The 18,725-nt window shown below is 49.9% G+C and carries 21 protein-coding genes; 5 read left to right on the top strand and 16 right to left on the bottom strand.

The genetic code is table 11. The features are described 5' to 3' along the window. Positions 1-1,073 (bottom strand): aspartate aminotransferase family protein (locus AC1DWB_RS26670; RefSeq protein WP_477544134.1); only part of this gene is annotated, 1,073 nt, incomplete at its 3' end. Positions 1,074-1,315: 242 nt separating this feature from the next. On the opposite strand from AC1DWB_RS26670, the gene AC1DWB_RS26665 reads away from it, so the two are divergent. The 5 genes from AC1DWB_RS26665 to AC1DWB_RS26645 are packed head-to-tail and all read left to right on the top strand — an operon-like array spanning position 1,316 to position 7,261. After that, positions 1,316-2,539, top strand: coding sequence for a Gfo/Idh/MocA family protein (locus AC1DWB_RS26665; RefSeq protein WP_477544133.1), 1,224 nt, complete (start codon positions 1,316-1,318; stop codon positions 2,537-2,539). Further along, positions 2,539-3,327 (top strand): SDR family NAD(P)-dependent oxidoreductase, encoded by a 789-nt coding sequence (locus AC1DWB_RS26660; protein ID WP_477544132.1) that lies wholly within the window; start codon positions 2,539-2,541, stop codon positions 3,325-3,327. The genes AC1DWB_RS26665 and AC1DWB_RS26660 overlap by 1 nt, the downstream gene beginning before the upstream one ends. Next, entirely contained in the window at positions 3,327-4,115 is a 789-nt protein-coding gene (locus AC1DWB_RS26655; protein WP_477544131.1) for an IclR family transcriptional regulator, read from the top strand. The genes AC1DWB_RS26660 and AC1DWB_RS26655 overlap by 1 nt, the downstream gene beginning before the upstream one ends. 2 nt (positions 4,116-4,117) lie before the next feature. Beyond that, the gene (locus AC1DWB_RS26650; protein WP_477544130.1) at positions 4,118-5,845 is read left to right on the top strand and encodes a dihydroxy-acid dehydratase; all 1,728 of its coding nucleotides are present in this window, start codon (positions 4,118-4,120) and stop codon (positions 5,843-5,845) included. A gap of 39 nt (positions 5,846-5,884) precedes the next feature. After that, positions 5,885-7,261, top strand: a complete 1,377-nt coding sequence (locus AC1DWB_RS26645) for a neutral/alkaline non-lysosomal ceramidase N-terminal domain-containing protein (RefSeq protein WP_477544129.1) — start codon at positions 5,885-5,887, stop codon at positions 7,259-7,261. A 76-nt stretch (positions 7,262-7,337) separates the two neighbouring features. On the opposite strand, the gene AC1DWB_RS26640 is transcribed toward AC1DWB_RS26645, so the two are convergent. The 15 genes from AC1DWB_RS26640 to AC1DWB_RS26570 form a co-directional block, all read right to left on the bottom strand. Next, a complete protein-coding gene (locus AC1DWB_RS26640) occupies positions 7,338-8,282 on the bottom strand; it encodes a sugar phosphate isomerase/epimerase family protein (RefSeq protein ID WP_477544128.1) in 945 nt (314 codons plus the stop codon). Positions 8,283-8,363: 81 nt separating this feature from the next. Then, positions 8,364-8,756, bottom strand: a complete 393-nt coding sequence (locus AC1DWB_RS26635; RefSeq protein ID WP_477544127.1) for an HIT family protein — start codon at positions 8,754-8,756, stop codon at positions 8,364-8,366. Positions 8,757-8,850: 94 nt separating this feature from the next. Then, entirely contained in the window at positions 8,851-9,684 is an 834-nt protein-coding gene (locus tag AC1DWB_RS26630; RefSeq protein ID WP_477544126.1) for an effector binding domain-containing protein, read from the bottom strand. 31 nt (positions 9,685-9,715) lie between these two features. Beyond that, positions 9,716-10,723 carry a hypothetical protein gene (locus tag AC1DWB_RS26625; protein ID WP_477544125.1) on the bottom strand — a complete coding sequence of 336 codons (1,008 nt, stop codon included), beginning with the start codon at positions 10,721-10,723 and terminating at the stop codon, positions 9,716-9,718. A gap of 25 nt (positions 10,724-10,748) precedes the next feature. Further along, on the bottom strand, positions 10,749-11,192 hold the full coding sequence (locus tag AC1DWB_RS26620; protein WP_477544124.1) for a GyrI-like domain-containing protein: 444 nt from the start codon (positions 11,190-11,192) through the stop codon (positions 10,749-10,751). Between the two features lie 43 nt (positions 11,193-11,235). Continuing rightward, positions 11,236-12,036, bottom strand: coding sequence for an RNA polymerase sigma factor (locus tag AC1DWB_RS26615; RefSeq protein ID WP_477544123.1), 801 nt, complete (start codon positions 12,034-12,036; stop codon positions 11,236-11,238). A 140-nt stretch (positions 12,037-12,176) separates the two neighbouring features. Continuing rightward, positions 12,177-13,145 (bottom strand): ROK family protein, encoded by a 969-nt coding sequence (locus tag AC1DWB_RS26610; RefSeq protein WP_477544122.1) that lies wholly within the window; start codon positions 13,143-13,145, stop codon positions 12,177-12,179. Next, positions 13,142-13,798: a D-sedoheptulose-7-phosphate isomerase gene (locus AC1DWB_RS26605; protein WP_477544121.1), complete on the bottom strand. Its 657-nt coding sequence runs from the start codon at positions 13,796-13,798 to the stop codon at positions 13,142-13,144. Before AC1DWB_RS26605 ends, AC1DWB_RS26610 begins: the two co-directional genes overlap by 4 nt. A 16-nt stretch (positions 13,799-13,814) precedes the next feature. Continuing rightward, entirely contained in the window at positions 13,815-14,375 is a 561-nt protein-coding gene (locus tag AC1DWB_RS26600) for an NUDIX domain-containing protein (RefSeq protein ID WP_477544120.1), read from the bottom strand. 102 nt (positions 14,376-14,477) lie between these two features. Next, positions 14,478-14,939: an HAD family hydrolase gene (locus tag AC1DWB_RS26595; protein ID WP_477544119.1), complete on the bottom strand. Its 462-nt coding sequence runs from the start codon at positions 14,937-14,939 to the stop codon at positions 14,478-14,480. A 3-nt stretch (positions 14,940-14,942) separates the two neighbouring features. Continuing rightward, positions 14,943-15,185 (bottom strand): hypothetical protein, encoded by a 243-nt coding sequence (locus tag AC1DWB_RS26590; protein ID WP_477544118.1) that lies wholly within the window; start codon positions 15,183-15,185, stop codon positions 14,943-14,945. Positions 15,186-15,292: 107 nt separating this feature from the next. Then, entirely contained in the window at positions 15,293-16,096 is an 804-nt protein-coding gene (locus AC1DWB_RS26585; RefSeq protein ID WP_477544117.1) for a class I SAM-dependent methyltransferase, read from the bottom strand. 50 nt (positions 16,097-16,146) lie between these two features. Further along, a complete protein-coding gene (locus AC1DWB_RS26580) occupies positions 16,147-16,560 on the bottom strand; it encodes a hypothetical protein (RefSeq protein WP_477544116.1) in 414 nt (137 codons plus the stop codon). 430 nt (positions 16,561-16,990) lie between these two features. After that, positions 16,991-17,899 (bottom strand): Gfo/Idh/MocA family protein, encoded by a 909-nt coding sequence (locus tag AC1DWB_RS26575; RefSeq protein ID WP_477544115.1) that lies wholly within the window; start codon positions 17,897-17,899, stop codon positions 16,991-16,993. A gap of 29 nt (positions 17,900-17,928) precedes the next feature. Continuing rightward, positions 17,929-18,725: Gfo/Idh/MocA family protein (locus AC1DWB_RS26570; RefSeq protein ID WP_477544114.1), on the bottom strand; the 797-nt coding region annotated here is incomplete at its 5' end.

Here is an 18,725-nt window from a genome sequence, read left to right as displayed (position 1 = left end):
GTTGTCCATACCGAACCGAAGCCCGCTACAATCGCATTTACGCCAAGACGTTCGTGAATTTCACGAATGCCGCTGCGCATTTTCTCCCCCAAACGGAATACGTGCTCGTGAACCGGCTCATTCTCCATCAGTTCAATTGTAGCAATCGTTGCAGCCGTTCCTACGGCGTGACCGTTGTATGTTCCTGCGAACCATACATCTCCGCCTGGCTGGGTGTTGAAGCGCTGCATCAACTCCCGCTTGCCCGCAATCGCTGCGATCGGGAATCCGTTCGCCATCGCTTTCCCCATCGTAGTTATGTCCGGCGTTACGCCAGCAACTTTCTGATAACCACCTACATCATGACGGAAGCCTGTAATGACTTCGTCAAAGATAAGAACAACGCCATTCGCGGTGCAAAGCTCTCGAAGCCCTTCAAGGAATCCCGGCTCTGGCATAATACAGCCAATGTTGTGCGGGATTGGTTCTACGATCAATGCTGCTACTTGATCTTTGTTGTCCCGCAATGTTTGCTCGACACTGTCCAGATCATTGAATGTGCAGACGAGCGTATTGTCGATCGCCTCATCCATCATCCCGGCTGACCCAGGATCACGCTTGCCGATCATATCCCATGCGCTGAGCATGTTGCGGGCTACGTAATCGTGCCAGCCATGGTAGCAGCCTTGGAACTTAATCAGCTTGGTCCGTCCTGTAACTGCGCGGGAAAGACGAATCGCGTGATAAGTAGCTTCGGAACCGGAGTTACAGAACAACACTTGTTCAGCGGAAGGCACATGTGTACAGATCTTACGCGCACAATCCACTTCCAAGTCGGTCGTTCCCACACCGTACAGATCGGTACGTCCGAGGGCTTCGATGACTTTGTTATTCACATAGGGATGATTGTGTCCCAAGATGAATGGTCCGAAGGCAGCTTGGTAATCAATGTATTTTTTTCCATCGGCATCATAGATATACGCGCCTTCGCCTTTAGTGAACACAGGGAACGGATTCACGTTACGAATGGAAGTGTGCACACCGCCTGGTGTATATTTCTTAGCTTCTTCATGGATTTGCTGGCTTTTGTTCATGATAACCTCCTGATTGTGGTTGTAAATCATTGATTAGTTCAATATGTTGAATACCATTCACAACATTGATAATGTAATTATATGAATCTGTTTTTTATCCGTCAATACTTATATTATGCACACCTCTTAAACAATCACGGAACGGCCATCAAAAACAGTTTGACAGTCGCAGGCGATCAATTGTAAAGTGTTTTTAAAAGCTATTCAATATATTGAAGCGAGATTAAGGAGTGAGTAATGAGATGACCATTCCCTTGAAAACGGTTCGTCTTGCTGTCGTTGGCGGAAGACGCGGGGCGCATTTCAAACACGCATTGACAGCGCTATCTGGGCAAGTAAGCTTGACTGCTGTATGTGAACTGAATGAACGCTTGCTGAATGATTGGAAGCTCATGTATCCCGATGTGCGGACTTACAATGATTACAATGCACTTCTCGAAGATCCGGAAGTAGACGCTATTCTACTCGCTACTCCGCTCATGTTTCACGCCCAACAAGCCATTCAGGCAATGCGCGCAGGCAAGCATGTATTAAGTGAAGTCATTGCCGCTCATACGTTGGAAGATGCATGGGAGCTTGTAGAAACTGTTGAACAAACAGGCATGACCTATATGATGGCAGAGAACTACTGCTATATGCGGCCTAATAAAATGATTGAGAATATGGTTAGTCAAGGTGTCTTCGGAGAGCTTACATTTGTAGAAGGCGCTTATTTACATGATGTACGCCGCTTGACTCATTACGAAGACGGAGAGCTAACATGGCGTGGCATGCTGCAACGTGATGTGAACGGGATGAACTACCCTACTCACTCTCTGGGGCCCTTGGCTCAATGGCTAGGCATTAATCGCGGCGACACGCTGGATGTGATGAGCACATATACGACACGCAACGGCTCTATGCCGATGTATTATAAGGATCATTTTGGCGACAGCCACCCTGGAGCGCAAGCGTCCTATTGGCAGCAAGGCGATTCGTCTATTACGACGATCCGTACGAAGAAAGGTGTCGTCATCTCCTTACGGGTTGATTGGGTATCCAGCCGACCTCACAACATGACCCATTATGGCTTGCAGGGTACGAAAGGCGCTTATTTGGCCGCTCGTCACGACCACGAGGATCCACTTGTGTGGATCGAAGGACGCTCGCCTGGATTCTCAACAGATCTACCCGGTCAGTCCAAGGCAGAATGGGAATCGCTATGGACGTACCGAGATGAGTATGAGCACCCCCTATGGAAGAAATGGTTGAATGAAGCGGAGCAGACTGGCCACGGCGGTGGTGACTTCTTCGTTATCGACGAGTTCGTCCGCTCCATTCTGGAGGGGCGTCCTCCAGCCATCGACGTCTATGATGCCGTTACATGGAGCTCGATCTTCCCCTTGTCCATGCAATCCGTTGCAGGCAACGGCAAACCGATCGAATTCCCTGACTTTACTAAGAACCGGAACCGGAGGACAACGTAATGCGATTAGATGGAAAGCGAGTATTAATAACGGGCGGTGCGAGAGGCATCGGCCTTGGCGTGGCTACCCGATTTCTTCAAGAAGGGGCGAGCGTATTTATCGTTGATCTACGCGAGGAACAGTTGGCTAAGTCCGCTCAGCAGCTTAAGAACGAAGCACAATCGTCAGCAACTGGAGAAGCAGATCGCGTTCATTATGCGATATGTGATTTGGCAGACCCGCAGCAAGTGGAACAGACCGCGAAGCTCGCCTGGGACACTTTGGGTGGGATCGATATTCTGATCAATAACGCTGGCATTGCGGTGCGCGAGCCGTTCACGGCTATCCCCTATCAACGCTGGCTCGATATACTCAATGTGAATCTGAATGCTATGTTCCTCCTAAGCCAGACGATAAGTAAACAAATGATCGAGCACAAGATTAGCGGGTCTATCGTGAATATGGCGTCCAAGAACGGCCTAGCAGGCAGCTCAATGCTTGCGCACTATAATGCATCCAAGGGCGGAGTCGTCCTGTTGACCCAGTCGATGGCGGTTGATCTCGCACAATTCGGCATTCGGGTTAATGCGGTCGCGCCTGGATTCATCGATACGCCTCTCGATCGTGAGCTGAAGACGAAGGAAGAAAATCCGCTCGATCTGACCACAAGAACACCTATGCGCCGCCTCGGTACCATTGAAGAAACAGCGAACGCCTTCTTATTTCTGGCCTCGGATGAAGCTTCCTATATTACCGGCACCACTCTGGTCGTAGACGGCGGACATATGGCGAATGCAGGTGATCTGTAATGGCCCAAGGAACGAAGGATTACTCTGTACCCGCACTGGAGAAATCGATTCTGATTCTTAATGCGCTGTCGGATGAAGAGCTCTCGATTGGCGATTTGCATGCAAGGCTCAAATTACCCAAGACGACAACCTTCGTCATCCTGAACACATTAGAACAGCACCAGATCATAAGCAAGACACCAGATGGCAAATACCGTCTAGGTGCAGGCGTTCTCCGTTGGGGGAACCGGTACTTGAATTCTATGGATCTGGTTCAGATTGCACGCCCTCACCTGCGCCAGCTTGTTGAGGACACTCCTTTCACCTCACACCTGGCCGTGATGATAAATAACAAATCAGTGTATTGCGACAAAGTCGAAGGATCAGGTTTCGTCCGGTTTGCAACAGCGGTTGGCCAAAGCCAGCCACTGTACCAGTCCAGTGTAGGCAAAGCTTTAGCCTCCGATATGACGGATGAGGAACTGCTGCAAGTATTACCTGGCGAGATGAGCGGCTCTACTCAGAAAAGCATCCGTTCACCGGAACAGTTTCTCGATGACATCAAGTTTGTACGTGAACACGGGTTTTCCTTGGAGGACGAAGAGTTCGAGGACGGTATTCGCTGTATTGGCGCCCCTATTCGTGATGCTTCAGGCAGCATCGTCGCTTCCATGAGCATCACGGCGTTAAGCAAGGATCTGCCTGCCGTTAAATTTATGAAGATTGGCGAGCAAGTGAAACAGACCGCGATGAACATCTCACGCGATCTTGGCTACCACACTACTCCACTTCCGGGAGGAAATGACTAAACATGACAACGAAATTACGCAGCGAAGAATGGTTCCGTGGCGCAGTAGACAACTCCTTCCAACACCGCTCCGCGATGCGAGCAATGGGACACGTTCCCGAATCGTTCGTTGGTAAACCAATGATTGGGATATTCAATTCCTGGAATGACCTGAACAGTTGCAATTATCCGCACAAAGAGCTTGTGGAATATGTGAAGCGAGGCGTCCTGCTAGCCGGCGGTTATCCGATCGAGCTGCATACGATTACGACCCCTGCTGATTTCATGAAGCCGTCCGACCTGCCTTACCGCAACTTAATGGCGATGGATGTTGAAGAATCCATACGTTCGTTGCCGATCGATGGTGTCGTTATGCTCTGCGAATGCGACAAGACTACACCCGCTCAACTCATGGGCGCAGCGAGCTGCAACTTGCCATCCCTTCAATTAGCAGCTGGACATCGGACTCCTGGTGTATTCCGTGGGAAGACGGTTAACTACGGGACGGACACTTGGAAATATATCGATGATTACAAGGCTGGACTGCTCACAGACCAGGAATGGAATGAATTAGAAAAGTGCATTTCCTGTAGCCTCGGAGGCTGCCCGGTCATGGGGACATCGTCCACAATGAAGAGCGTCTCCGAGATGCTGGGCATGATGCTGCCGGGAACGTCCAGCATTCCTGCCACCCACTCCGGCCGCAAAGCCGCAGCCGAAGCGACCGGCCAACGTATTGTAGCGATGGTTCATGAGAACTTGACCCCATCCAAGCTCATTACGGAGGAATCGATCGTGAATGTGATGAAGCTTCTCTCTGCGCTTGGAGGTTCAACGAATGCCATCATTCACTTGACGGCTATCGCCGGCAGACTGGGCATTCCTATCCATCTTGATGATTACGCCACACATTCAGCAGGGGTCCCGCTGCTTGTTAATATGCAGCCAAGCGGGGAATTCAATATGGATGATTACTTCCATGCCGGTGGACTAGGTGTCGTGATCCGCGAGCTGTTACCGATCTTGAATGGAGATTGTCTGGCCGCTACAGGTCAGACGATTCGAGAAATCTACAGTCAAGTTCCAACGGAACTGTCCGAGGTTATTCATCCCCTCGACCAACCCGTTATGGAACAGTCCGGTATCGCCATCGTGCGCGGCAACATAAGTCCGCTCGGCGGAATATTGAAGCTGTCGGCTAGTTCAGAGCATTTGCTCATCCACCGCGGTCCTGCCGTCGTATTCGACAGCTATGAAGAGATGCTCGAACGCATTGATGATGACGAGCTTGAAGTCGACGCCGACTCCGTGCTTATTCTGCGCAACTGCGGTCCTGTAGCTGAAGGCATGCCGGAATGGGGAGCGATTCCGATTCCGCGGAAGCTGCTGAAGCAAGGCGTGCGTGACATGGTACGCTTGAGCGATGCGAGAATGAGCGGAACAAGCTATGGCACGATCGTGCTGCACGTCGCCCCGGAAGCGACAGCCGGCGGGCCGCTCGCGATTGTTCGGACTGGCGACATCATCGAGCTGAACGTTCCTCAAGGAACCGTCAATGTGATGCTGGAGTCGGAGGAGCTGGAAGCGCGTATGCAAGCTTGGGTCAAGCCAACACCCAAACATGTTCGTGGGTATCCGAAGTTATATGCAGACCACGTCCTGCAAGCTTCAGAAGGTTGTGACTTCGATTTCCTGAGAGCAAACAACAAAGCGGAAGCCGTATTCGTCCCTCCTATCGTAGGTCGGGGATAAGATTCATTCCATATTCCACATCCAAGGAGATGTATTCCATTGATTCAAATCGGTGTAGCCAGAAAAGATATTAATCCGTCGCTCGATGTGCCACATGCTGGTTGGGGCGCGCAGACGCATATTTTTGCTGAAGGCATTGAGTCCGATCTGTTCACAACCGCCTTATATATGACCGATGGGAAGTCCCATTCACTTATCATTGACATTGATGCTTGTCTGTTCCTGATCGATCAATCGAATGAGGTTCGAGAAGCGATTGCCGATGCTACTGGCATTGAAGTCGAGCACATCCGATTGTCCGTCACACATGCGCACTCAGGACCGATCTTCTGGAGCGATTATTACAAGTCCGGAGCCGAAGCCAGGAAAGCGTACTTCCAATACATGCTGACCCAATCGGTTGATGCGGCCTTGGAAGCGAAGCAGAATCGGGTTGTGGTCACGGTGGAAGCTGGACTGGGGGCTTGTTCCGTAGGTAAAAACCGCCGTCAGATGTTAGAATCCGGACGTGTCATCACTGGCTATAATGAGCTCGGTATTACGGACCCTGCTGTCGGTGTGGTTCGATTCGATGACGCGGGTGGCGAAGTTGTAGCTACGATCGTGCATTACTCTTGCCATCCAACGACGCTGGGCTATACGTACAAGCTGCACAGCCCGGATTATCCAGGTGTAACAAAGCGTGTAGTCGAGCATCACTCGGGGGGTATATGCGTCTTCCTGCAAGGGGCAACCGGTAATATTGGACCAGGGCCTGAGGGCTTCCTCGACAACTTCCCCGCGACGAAGCGGATCGGAACGATCATTGGTGCAGAAGCGGTCAAAGTGTCGCTGGAACTCGGAGCGAACGCGCTTCATCATGAGTTTCAGGGCGTTACGGAATCCGGGGCATCGCTTGGCATATTCCGCACAACCAAGCCTATGACTGATCAATATATTCAGACTTACAACACCTCCATCTCGTTGCCGCTCAAGAAGCTGACTCCGTTGGATGAAGCGGAAGCTCACTATACGCAAGTATCGGAAGAGCTAACCCGACTGCAAGCTGAAGGCGGCAGTGATGACGAGATCAGTCAAATTGCTTTCCAAGTGAAACGGGCTTTCCTGGCTTGGGATACATCGCGCAAATATAACGGAATGACGCATACGAATATCGAGGTGCAAATCCTTCGGATCGGAGAAATGGTCCTCATCGGGACACCACTCGAACCTTTCGTGGAGATCGGGTTGTATATCAAATTCCACTCTCCGTTCCCTGTCACTTTGTTCAGCGGCTACTCGAACGGACATCTTGGCTACTTGCCAATCGCCGAGGCTTACCCACAAGGCGGTTACGAGGTGATGACCTCTCCTTTCGCACAAGGTGCGGCRGAGTATTTCATGGAAGAGATTGTTACGATGCTGCGGAAGTTGTAGGATGCATTATCGATTATACGATAGCACAAAGAAGGAGTCTGAGATTCTCAGGCTCCTTCTTTGTGCAAGTAATGGCTTACCCCAGCAGTACTTCTTCCCGCTCGCGGAAATAGGTTGCGGTCTGCTTCACCATCCGGTCCAACGATGGCTTGTCAGGCTTCCCGTACATTGCCGGATACGGATCTCCGCCCGGGCCTAGCGGTTCTGGTGTGACATATCGCCCTTCCCGGTTGAACTCGAGCAAGTACAGGGCCATGATCACGGTATCCAGATCAAGCGAGCCTTCGCCTAACGCGCAGCGGTTGCTGTCTGCCAGATGCAGATTGACTAGCTGCTCTCCAGCCGCGAGCAGCGCCTCACCGATATGTGATTCTTCGAGCTGCATGTGATACACGTCCGCATTGATATGGGCTATTCCGGGACGGTTCACCGCTTCTATATAACGCTGAGCATCCGCGATCGTATGGACGAGGCTTACTTCAGCTGCACGAATCGGCTCGACTGCGGCCTTCACCTCGTGCTGTACGAATAAGTCAGCAACAAGCCTGAGTGTCTCCACACTACGGTCGAACTCCATAACATCATACTTGGCTGCCCGGCCCACAGCTCCTGGTACAACTAGCATATAGGACCCGCCAACCTGTTGGATGAACGCAAGCTCTCGCTTAATATAATCGACCGCTGCCTGTCGGTGCCAAGCCCGATTACTGGACAAGTCGTTGTCTGCCGAGAACATCCCGCATACCCCGGCTACTTGAATATTATGCGAACGCAATATATCTAGTGTCTCCTCAGCCTTATAGCCCAGGTCCGCGCCATAATGATTGCCATGCAACTCGATATAGCGGATGTCGGCTTGTTGCAGCCGTAGCGCTGTATCGGCTAATGATTCCATCCCGAAACCCCAGTTGGACCAGGAAAGATTCAAGCGTTGCCGGAATTTCTCCGGTTGGTTTCTTTTTTTCTCCAGAAATGCTTGTCTGATTCTCTCATTTTTCTGCTCATAGGCTTGTAATTTCACGGTATCGCCCACTCCTCTTCTTTATTATCTGTGTCCCCTTCCCGATCCCACAAGCAACAGCTGGATACCAAGTAACGATGCTCACTCGCCTGAATTCACCCTCCGATTGTCCGTGCTCTTGAACCAGTTGCGGATCCCTTTGCCAGCATAGGGTTCGTCAGCGTACCTAGGAATTACGTGCATATGGGAATGAAAAACATGCTGTCCTCCTACAGTTCCGCAATTCCACCCTACGTTATAGCCGTCAGGCTTGTACTTATCGTCGATCCACGCTTTCACTTCCTGCAGCAATTGGTATGTAGCGGTCCATTCTTGCTCCGTAAGATCAAATACCGTTTCCCGGTGCTGCTTCGGGATCATGATTCCCGATCCTTCGATATCCGGATTGTTCAGCATGAGGAACATACAATATTCGTTCTCTGCAACTAGTTTCTGATGCTCATACTGGATATTGCAATACTCACACGAATTCAATGTTCATGGCTCCTTTTGATTTACAATTGCACCCGAGCGACAAAAAAGCCGATCCTCCTTAATGTACAGGAAACTCGGCTCGAATTGAATAGTTTTACAATTGCATCAAGCAAATAATATTGCCCGAATTGTCCCAGAAATCGAATCGAACCGGATCGCCCGGACGCCAATCGGACAACCGTACGTGCTTCTCCTTCAATCTGGCCCGGACGGCTTCCGCATCTCGCGCTGCGAGATTGATCGGCGTATAGCTGTCGCTTGGCACCCAGTCCCGCACCTTGACCAAGTGGAACCCGACATTCGATCCAACCGCTAGCCCCGCCATCCGATTATTCTGCCAACGCACCTTCAACCCGAACACATCCTGATACCAAGCCACCGATGCTTCCAGATCGACGACTGGCAAGAACACGGCATCGATGCGCTCTACCAAGGTTTCCGCAGGTCGCGGCTTAATGGGTGCAAGTAACTCCACACGCTCCTCGATCGCTTCACCTGCGTCCGACTGCTCCATAATATAATACTTCTCTATCATGCACGCTCGTTCCACTCTCTGAAAGCCCTGTTGTTTCATCCAGTCCGTTAATCGGGTGTATCCTTCTCCAATCGTCTGATTCGTGCACGTTACCATCGCATAATCGTGGGCTGGTATGGTGATTAATTGCATACCCGGCGGGAGTGCTATCGCATTGCCACCCACATCTTCTACTTCACAACAGGCCCAATAGGTGACGAAACTCTCATTATAATCCTGGAACGGACTGATCAGAACATCGCTTTTCACTCGACCAGGTATTTCGAACCGCCTCGGCCAGAATGATTCATGCAATTGAATCGCAGCCTTAGGAAATGAGTCCGGTACCGGACCGGCAAAGCTAACCCCAACTAAACGAGTCTCTTCATTCTTGACAATAGAACATTCCAACATATACGCATCTCCTTCTCATCCAATTGAAAAATCAATTGATCCATTCATCCACTGGAAACTCTTTTAGTCTCTTTTGCATCTTTTCCAACGTCGCAATCCCTTGCGTTTCTGCATCCTTCGCCTGTTCTAGCAACACAATGGCGCGATCAGCCTCATGCGGGTCGTTCGGTTCTCCCCCTCTTGGGAACGGAAACATCTCATGCATGATCCATAGCGCTGCTGCTGCCTTCTCGTAGTGCTGAGCCGCTTCTATCGCCAGTTTGCGCACATTGCGCTCCAATCCAGTATCCGCACTCCACTTAGCGGGGAGTTCCTTCAGGAATTGGGTAGCGAAACGTCTGGCATCCGCGATAACAGCCGTATTGAAAGCGTTGCCAACTTCATCAGCCCGACGCTCGGCGAAGACACGGATCCAGGCATCATAGGCAGCTAGACCTGATATGTATTTATCCTCGAATATATGCTGCCACTCCCGGCCTCTCGCATGGTCCACAATCATGTCTAAGGCGAGGCGGAGACTCTCGGTCTTCGTCTGTGGCAAGCTTTCACCAATCGTAACAGCGAATAACACGAATTTGGCTTCGGCGAATTTCGCATAAGTTAATGTAGTGTCCTTCGACACATCCTTAGCATGAAAACATTGCAGATTATCGTCGTACCCATAGATGAGTCCGAATTCCGGGAGGAACAAATCCCAGCTGATCGCCGGCAATCCCCGGTCAATCGATTGCTGGATGAGCGTGATGACACGTTCCAACTTATCCGGCGTGACTGGAACTGACGGATCAGCCAAGCTGCAAGTAAACCCAAGATTGCACATATTACGCCGAAGTATATACCCGCCTGGGAACGATGTTGGCCCGGATGCATCAACACGTGCAGGATCAATGTTGATGCGGAACGCATGCCCAGTCAGACCCATCACGTCGATCAGCGACAAATGCTTTTTATCCGTATACGTAATGGCTCCGTGGATCGCCGCAGCAGCCGTGGTCCACGTCTTGCTCCAGTCCTTCTTCGTCTGGATTCCATCGCTCATGGCCTAGACCTCCTTACACGTAGCCTTACTTGGTTTTTGTTGGAATGTACCATTCAAGAAGTCCAGTATCCTGCAGCTCTGGAGTGAATATTTCAAATCTAGGTTTGGAAAGATCGATATTATATTGATTTTGATTCTCGGCGGTACATACAGTAGCCCAGAAATCACCGACGTGTTTCTTGCTGAATTTAAAGGCGACATATTCATCTTCAGGAATCGTTAATGCTTTCATCAAGCTGGGAACATTCGTGGCATCCGTAACTTCAAGTGCAACGAATGGAACTATGAATTTCCCTAATACGACTAAATACCGATTGTCACTTTTGACGGCTGAAATTTCATTCGCATGTTCGTTGAGTTGATTAAATAGGTGTTTCTCCTCATCCATGCTTTGACCTTCATAACCAACAAGTGTGAAAGCATGAAGCTTACATGCTCGAGTTTCAACAATATCACTAAAAGTAACCATGAATAACCTCCGAATATAAGAATTTCATCTCTAGCTTGTATTCTCAAAAATCAGGTGGCGGCGTAAGTATAGCTCGGGAAGGCAGCCCCAGCACAGAACGTGTGTGGACAAATTGTCTCAGCGATACGTGGATACGTTCACGCTGCACCTTCACCTTCGAACGGGACAAGCTGGTATAGATGTTGGCCGTTGTCGTCCTGAACAATGCTGCAATCTCAGATGGAGGTAGCTGACGAAAGAAGAACGCTTCGAATATGTTCCGCTCCCGCCTTGTCAGGCATTCCAGCAGATCGACCAAGCCTTGCAAAGTTTCTCGTCGCATCAAGCTTTCCATCGGATCGTTCCTTTGTTCAGTATCGGCAGCAGCATGCTTCGTCATCTGAAACAGAATATGGTCGATATCCGTCCAATCCGTCGCCTCCATCCCCCCTTCCTCGTTCCTACCTCCACGAGTTGATACAGGCTTACCGAAGCTGGAAAAGAGTGTTTCCTTGGCATGAGGCCCACCCCGACGCAGTTTCATATACGCCTGATTCCTCACGATGCGTTGCAACCAGGGAGCGAAGCGGTTCGTATCCATGAGCGTCCCAAGGTACATGAATGCACGAATGAGCGCCTCCTGAACAATATCTTCGGCCAGGAAACTATCTTGGGTCAGAGAGTAGGCGAGTCCAAGTGCTTTGGCACGGTGCAGCCTCACGAGCTCTCCGAACGCTTCTCTGTCTCCCGAGCGAGCTCTCTCGACAAGATTTTCTTGACTTATTTGACCAGACTGATCCATTGACTTGGGTTCTCCTTCGGGCCGTTGTTCCTCGCCGATACGCCGCAACAAGTGTACAGTCATGGTCTGCACCTCCTCTACCATACTGGATGCCATACCTGTTTCAAATCTTACAGCCGATTTAACTTGTTTTTATTAGATTAAGAAAAAGCACCCCACGGGTGCTGAAGTGTAGCTCTTCTTGTAGGAATCTGAACCTACTATTAACTTCTTAAGATGTGCATAGCGACAGAGAGGCTGGCATAATCCCCAACATTCTCCTGCAAACCCGCTGGTAAGATGCGGCATACCGAGAGCGATAGCGGAATCGCTTCTTGTTCCAACTGCTCCAGCACGATTGGTTCCAGGATGGAACGTTGACGTCCGTATATACTGCCTATGACGATGCATTCCGGATTCAACATATCGACCATTATAGCAAGCGCAAGTCCAAGCTTTCTACCCACGATACCGAATATCTCCAGCGCCAACGGATCGCCTTGTTCTGCTGCTTCCCCTACAAGTCTAGCTGTTATGTCCGCTAAGTGCTCTTCCGAGCTGCAGAAGGAAACCGACTTGCCGGCCTGCAGGTTAATCTTCGCCTTACTCTGTGCAAGCTGAGCAATACCGCCTCCGCTGCAAAAGCCTTCGAATGATCCTGCCTTACCGAAGCCAATCGGACCGTCATCCTCCATCCGCATATGGCCGATCTCGCCTGCCATATCATTCGTACCGGCATAGAGCCGCCCATCCAGAATTAGTCCGGCACCCATGCCTGTCCCGAAGGTCAGGAAGATCATGTTGCGCGTACCCTTCCCTGCCCCCCATTGCCATTCCGCTAACGAGCACGCATTCGCATCATTTTGCAGTGCAACGGGGACTTGATATCGATCTCGGAATGGGGTGACGATATCAATGCGATCCCACAACGGCAAGTTCGGGGGAGACAGGATCATACCCGACCTGCTGTCCAATGGGCCTCCGCAGCTAATGCCGATAGCATCTGGTGTAACCTGACCGTGCTCGCGGAGAACATCGTCCAGGGTGAGAAGCAGTTGCTCGATGACCTTCGCAGGCTCCGGAGCGGTCGGGAAGCTACGCTTGACGACAATTTCAACATCATCCCCCCGAACAACGCCTAGGCTGATAGCACATTTCGTACCGCCAATATCTACACCGGCTAATAGACTCATGATGGAAAGAACTCCTCTTCCAACAATCTGCACAACGTGTGATAAATCGGCAAATGCCGTTCCTGAATGTCCGGCGTAGAATCCCACGGTACACAGATCGTGACATCGCATAGCGACTTCAGCTTGCCACCGCTTCTCCCTGTCAGAGCGATTGTCGACAATCCTCTTGTCCTGGCTACTTGCATAGCCCTTACGACATTGGCCGAGTTACCCGATGTGCTTAACCCGATAACGGAATCTTCACTCTTTCCATACCCGTACACCTGCTGGGCGAATACCATCTCAGCCGAGACGTCATTGGCATACGCGCTGATCAACGCACTGTGGCTGACGAGGGAGATCGCTTGCAGCGCCCCTTGCAAGTGATCCACAAGATAATCCCCTTCATCGGGGAACATGTCCTTGAACCGTCTGCGTTCTGACTCCGGGAGCGGTCGTCTGGACATAAATCCTTTCATCAGCTCGCCGACAATATGCTCACTGTCCGAGGCACTTCCTCCATTACCGCACCATAACGTTTTCCCTCCATTACGGTACGTTTCCATCAACAATTCCGTCGCAAGTTCAATATCCGGTACACACACTTTCAGCTCTGGATACTTGTTCACCAATGATTGCAATAACGGATGCTTCCCTGTTTCATTCCCTATCAACGCGATTACCTCCTACTTATACTCGGAACAATCCGTAGCCTTCCAGCGGAACGATGGGTTGCTCGTCCAACATCAGGCCTCCGGTTTCCCCGGACTTTTGCGCTACATCTATGAGCCAACGCGTGAATCCCGCTACATTCAAGCCTTCCATTTCCTCCGGACTGAAGAATGCGGCTGCATCGACCTCTACACCATCCGGAGTGGGTTCACCGCTAACATATTTCATGGCAAAGGCAACATAGACGTTATGGATGCTTCTCGGCTGGTCCCTTACCGCAACAATGCTCTTCACAACCGCTTCAATTCCTGCTTCCTCCAACACTTCCCGCTCAATCGTCTTATTGAACAGCTCCAGCTGCTCGATATAGCCGCCTGGATTCGTCCAGAATCCTTTACCCGGGTTCTGCGCACGGCGGACTAACAAATATTTGCCATCCTTCTCAAGCAAAGCCCCGACCCCTACACTGTAGTTCCCCCAATGAACGAAACTGCACTCGGGACACCCTTTTCGCTCTACACCGTCAACATCTTTCCATACCATCTCAGTCCCGCAGGACATGCAATATTTCGCTTCCACAAACTTCCACCTTCATCTCGTTGAATTGAATGAACAAACTTTTCTAATTATACATCGAACAAGCCATTTCCGCAGTAGGAGATCCGTGATTTTATATGAATCTTAGGCATTCCTATCATGGAGTAGCTGTGGAAGTGTACGTAACTCTTCGACCCTAGCATCTTGTCCCCAACCAACGTCTCGCCCAATACGATCGATCAGCACAGCATACATGCCCACCCGCTTCGCACCTACAATATCCTTCTCTTCGTTGCCTACATATGCCATCTGCGAAGGACTTACGCCAAGCTGATCCGCCAACATGATGTACCCTACACTTCTTGGCTTCCTGTATCCCGCATCGACCGAGGTCACCACCACATCGACATATGCTTGAATCCGTTCTAGATCTTGCAGCACCAAGCTCCGGTTCATGCCGTAAGGCACATCCGTCAATATGCCGATCCTATAACCTTCGCTCTTCAGCTTCATCAACACGTCTGGCACTTCCTCGTATACTTGCACATCTTCTCGAAAATAGGCAAAAAACCGTTCAACCGAACGGGCCCCATGCTTACTATCCACATTCTACGCCGTTAGTAATTGTCTGAAGATGTCCGTGTCCTTGACCTCATGCTCCCGGGGAGAGCTTCGGGTATTATATTGGGCCAGGATACGCTCCCCCTCTTGTAACATCCGCTCTTCCGGCTCCACGCCAATTTCCGTACATACGCCAATGAGAGCAGTCCGGAAATGTTCCTTGAAGCTACCTCCTGGCACCTTGCTGTAATAGATTAACGTTTCCCCCAAATCAAATCCGATCGCCTTCATAGTACCTACTTCCTTAACTTCACTGGAATAACGAGCTTCAGGCCAGACCATGTTTCATCGACCGCACATACTTTAACATCGACTAACCCATCTTCTCAACCATCCGGCTAGTTCCTGGATATAAACAACCCCGAATCTTTCGTGATCGGAATAAAGCCTTGCTCAGTCTTCTTGCTCTCCAGTAATTGGATAAAAGCATCGTAGCTCCCTTTACGTTCTAAAGCAGGCTTGAGCTCCGCTCCGATTGAGCATATATAGTTCGCCAAATCATCTGCACTAGTAACTCTCAAATGACTAGGAAACCTTACCAACTGCACATTCGCAAAATAACGCCGGAGCAGTGCCTCACCATCTTCAAGCCCAAATAGCACGTAGTTCAAAGGATTAGAAAAAGGTAGTGTAGGGTCAAACTCTCTCACCCAATCGAAGATTTCTTTGAAGTGATTCCGCCCATTCGTAGACGTATACAATACACCTTGTGGTTTCAATATCCGCTGAATCTCCGCTAATGCTTGGTCCAGATTCGGCACATGGTATAGCATATGGTTGGCAATGGCAGCATCGAAACTATGCAACTCAGTATCAACAGCTTGAATGTCTACGACCCTATAGGAAATAGGCTGATCTTCGCCAATCATCTGACTGGCCTTGTCTAGCATGCCTTCCGACATATCCGTTAATGTGATGCTCCAGTCATCCTGTATCTTACTCTTGTTCTTCATCCACAAACTCCCGGTACCGCAACCGAATTCAATAATCGTGCTMCCCGGTTTGAAGGACATTTGTTCAAAAACCCATTCATGCCAGTCTTGGGTGTTCGTACTGTACTTCTCATGCAATAAGATTCGAATGTCCAAATTCGATGAATCCCCATATTGCGACTGGACATACGACTTAGAATTTGTAATCATCTTGCGCCTCCTTTTTCGAACTGTTTATTTCAGAATTTGCGTTCAAACTCTTATTGAATACGTTTTATTGCTTTCTGAATTGTTACACCATATCGCGTTTCACTAAGTGCTGGGGTTTGCGTTTTCGAATTCACTTTACTGTAATATAGAACCATATATTGGCTTACCTGATACACGATTGGAGCATGGGAGCTGAGAAGCATCTGATTCTGCTGAAATTGTTTCTGACCCCGCTCCCGATTGTCTATAGAACCGAAGTCATACACTCTTATGATCTCATTGCTATCGAGTTTGTAACTTACTGGCTTGATGCCTTCAAGTTCAGTTTCCGTGGAAGAAACAATCTCAGAAATACTAATCCCTTCCGACACTACAGAATCAATAATAGTTATATTTTTTTGATGGTTTGAACATGCACATAGAACTGATAAGCAAATACCTGCAACTATCACTGGTTTAATCAATCAATCACTTCCTTGCTTACAGTTTAGGGGCAGAGAGGCTTGATGTATCACAAATGTACTACAGAAAACAAATATTGGAAACTACATTTTATATTTCAACACCCTGTTGCGTGAGAAAACCCTCATTCACTCGAGAATGAGGGTTTTAACTATTATTCGTAAGTATCCAGTAACCGCGCGAGGTCGTAATGTGGAGCTGCAAGGAAGTTTTTAAGGCTGTCGATTCATTGTGAACAAAGGAGTGGAATGTGAAAAAGAGGATCCCGGCGAGTTTTGGCTTGAACCTTCATACCGCTTAATCCCTTATACAATCAAGGGAGGTTCAAGATGTTTGAGCTAAAGGGGGCCTTTTTCACTTGGAACGGCCTTTTTTGCCTTCATCAACAATGAATCGACAGCCTCTTTTTCCGACTTACAATGTGCGGTCCGCTTACAACTTAACGGTCTTCCCTGTCAGAGCGCTCTCATTAGATGCTTCAATAAAGCGAATCAATTCCAGCGACTCTTCAATATGGATTGGTGGAATGCCCGTCTGGAACATCGTCATCACGTGTTCCAACAAGCCTGCATAGTAAGGTTTCGGATGCGCACTCGCATCAGCGAAGGACGTGCTCTTCTCGCGATGGATCAGAGCGCCGAAGCGGAAGTTCCCTTTCCGATTGCCACGTACCGTCCCGACTCGACCATCTTTCCAGATCCCCACCGCCAGATCGTATTCATCATTCGAACGGGTACTAACTTCTACACATCCCGGCCCCATTGCGGCGTAGAGCATCTCAACCGAGTGAATCCCGTAAGTGAACAAGCCAGGCATCAACGGCTCTAGTGGAGTCGGACCATAGCAATCGACACCAATGATCGCGCCATCTTCTTCCTTCGTATTCTCCAATACTTCCGTCAGCCCGGCAGCATACCGCAAGGATGAACAGCTCATCAGAGGCAGCTTGTATTGACGCGCCAAGTCGACGATCGCCTGAGCATCGGCCAGTGATGTCGCAAAGGGCTTGTCGACAAATACCGGCTTGCCGTATGGGGCAATTCTCCGGAACAGCTCCAGATGTGCACGTCCGTCTACAGACATCAGCAGAATTGCATCACATTGCTCCGCAACCGCCTCAGGGGAATCTACAATTGTCACCCCGAACTTGTCGCGCAGTTCATTCGTATATCCTTCAACGCGGGAGTAGCTCGAATGCATATCGGGCGATCCTCCTGGATAGGCCACTACCACTTTCCCGCCGGGGACGTGATAGGGATGATCCTTCTGGTTCAACAATTGAGAAAAAACGACGACATGGGACGTATCTAAGCTGATCATGCCAAGCTTCATTTCATTCATGGTACCACTCCTCGTGTTTGTCTATATGATTACAACCTGGACAATGGATTCTGGCGATGACATTGTTCAATGACGGCGATTTGCTGTTTGACTTGCTGCGGAGTAATATCCAGCGATTCCCCTCGCTCGATAGCCGCATACAATTTCCCATAGAACGTGCGGCACACATAAGAGAGTGTATCTCGCTGATCTTCCGGCAGCTCCCACTGCTCTTCCACCCAAGGTAACTTCTCTTGTGGGTACGCCGGGGAACCGTCTGCATGTTTCAAGGGAGTACGGATCAGCTTCTGCTCAGGTGCCTCTTCAGGTCGGAAATATTTCCAGTTCAACTTTGTCCCCGTTCCGCTGATTCCGCCGTATTGCGCCTGAATGCGATAGGTCGCGGTTGGATAAGCGTCACATGAAGTGATTTCCACATCGATCAACGGGTGATCTGGCTTGTGCATAATCAACTTCACATAATCCTCAGCATCCCCGAACGTATTGACACGGTCCATGAAGCAGGTTACTTCCGGCATCGAATCCGTTCCGAATAGCTGCAGCGCTTGATCCAATGGATGTGGACCCGTGTTCAGCAGGTTACCGCCATTGTTCGCTTGCAGGGTCTGCCAATCCCATCTCCGCGAGAATCCGTTAAACGAAATACTAGCTTGTACGACACGTCCGAGAACCCCAGAGCGAATGATCTCCACAATTTGTTGAAAAGCGGGTGAATAGCGAGATTGCTGGAATATCGTCAGCAGCTTGCCAGCTTTCACCGAAGCTGCGATCAAGGTATCCACCTCATCAGCTGTACGCGCCAACGGCTTCTCACACAGGACATGAA

This window comes from Paenibacillus sp. P4_E11 (assembly GCF_056401635.1).
The sequence above is the reverse complement of the archived record's forward strand: the minus strand, read 5'-3'. Positions and strand labels throughout refer to the sequence as shown.